This is a genomic window from Desulfosporosinus metallidurans, from assembly GCF_001936615.1.
GTDB lineage: Bacteria > Bacillota > Desulfitobacteriia > Desulfitobacteriales > Desulfitobacteriaceae > Desulfosporosinus > Desulfosporosinus metallidurans.
Window position 1 is genome coordinate 1 of record NZ_MLBF01000153.1, and the last position, 1508, is coordinate 1508.

1 protein-coding gene is annotated in these 1508 nt (G+C 40.6%); it reads right to left on the minus strand.

Annotated features, from left to right (window positions below; translation table 11 throughout):
* Positions 1-241: 241 nt before the first annotated feature.
* On the minus strand, positions 242-1450 hold the full coding sequence (locus tag DSOL_RS26075) for an IS256 family transposase (protein ID WP_075367597.1): 1209 nt from the start codon (positions 1448-1450) through the stop codon (positions 242-244).
* Positions 1451-1508: the final 58 nt, after the last annotated feature.

The following is a 1508-nucleotide window of genomic DNA, read 5'->3' on the forward strand; positions in this document are numbered from 1 at the left end:
GGGTATGTAAATAATTTTGTGTAAATGGAATTTTTACTTGTAAGTTTTTTTGGTTAAACTATAACTAGCTCTTGCCAACATGAGAGGGTACGGCAATGCTGAAGAGCAACCAGAGCGCTCGGTTGGTTTCTGCTGAAGGAAATGGGAGGCATCGCAAGATGCTTCCTTTTCCAAGTTTCATTTCCTAACAGGCAGAACAAAGCGTTAAACTTCGGGGGCGTTGGGGGCAGAGCCCCCAAGCTTAGAACATAGTAAGTCTATCCTCAAATTGAATAACAAATTGTGAAATACATTCTGCCCAGTTTTGCAAAGGCATAGTCCATTTCTTGCTGATATTTTTGGTGGCTAGATAGATGATTTTCCGTAATGAGTCATCGGTTGGAAAAGCCGTTTTCGTTTTGGTCACTTTTCGCAATTGACGATGATAGCCTTCTACAGTATTCGTTGTATAAATCAATCGGCGTATCCCATACGAGTAACTAAAGTAGGTGGTTAATTCTTGCCAGTTGGTTTCCCAAGACTTAATGACGATCGGATGTTTTTTACCCCACGTTTCTTTGAACATTTCGAAAGCAAACTCAGCTTCTTCTAGAGTTAGTGCTTGATAAACCTTTTTAAGATCGGCCATGACTGCTTTCTGTTCTTTATATGAAACGTATTTCATCGAGTTGCGAATTTGGTGGATGATGCATAATTGAATCGATGTACGAGGAAATACGCTATTTATAGCCTCAGAGAAGCCTGAAAGCCCGTCTTTACATGCAATTAAGATATCTTGTACGCCACGATTCTTTAAATCATTGCATACACCCATCCAGAAACTGGCACTTTCATTTTCACCAATCCAGATTCCCAGGATATCTTTACGACCTAAGACATCAATGCCAAGAACGGAGTATGCGGCCTTGTTAACGATGCGATTATCTTTGCGGACTTTAAAGTGAATCGCATCTAGGAAGACAATAGGATAGACAGCGTCAAGGGGACGGGACTGCCACTCTGTAATCATCGGATAGATTTTATCTGTAATCTTACTTACCAAATCGGCCGAGACATCAATGCCATAGATGTCTTTCATGTGTGCCTCAATATCCCTTGTGGACATCCCCTTGGCATACATTGTAATGATCTGTTCTTCGATTTCGCTAGCGTTTTTCTCATATTTTTTGATGATTTGAGGTTCGAATTTCCCGTTACGGTCTCTCGGAATGCCGAGTTCCGTTTCACCTAAACTAGTTTTAATGCTTTTTGAGGAATAGCCGTTGCGACTATTACCTGAGTTGTTTCCCTTGACATCATTCTTCTCGTAGCCAAGATGCTCATTCATTTCTGTTTCGAGAATCTCTTGGAGAGTTCGCTTAAAGAGATCTTTTAATGCATTATGAACATCTTCTACGGTCTTACACTCTTGAGCCACTTGTCGGGCTAACTGACTTCTGACATCTTGCATAAATGGTCAACTCCTTAATGGTAATTATAACCATTTACACAAAACTCTAGACATCCTC

Excerpts from the sequence above, each read along its gene's own strand:
- DSOL_RS26075 (WP_075367597.1), bottom strand. The coding sequence starts at position 1,450 with ATGCAAGATGTCAGAAGTCAGTTAGCCCGACAAGTGGCTCAAGAGTGT.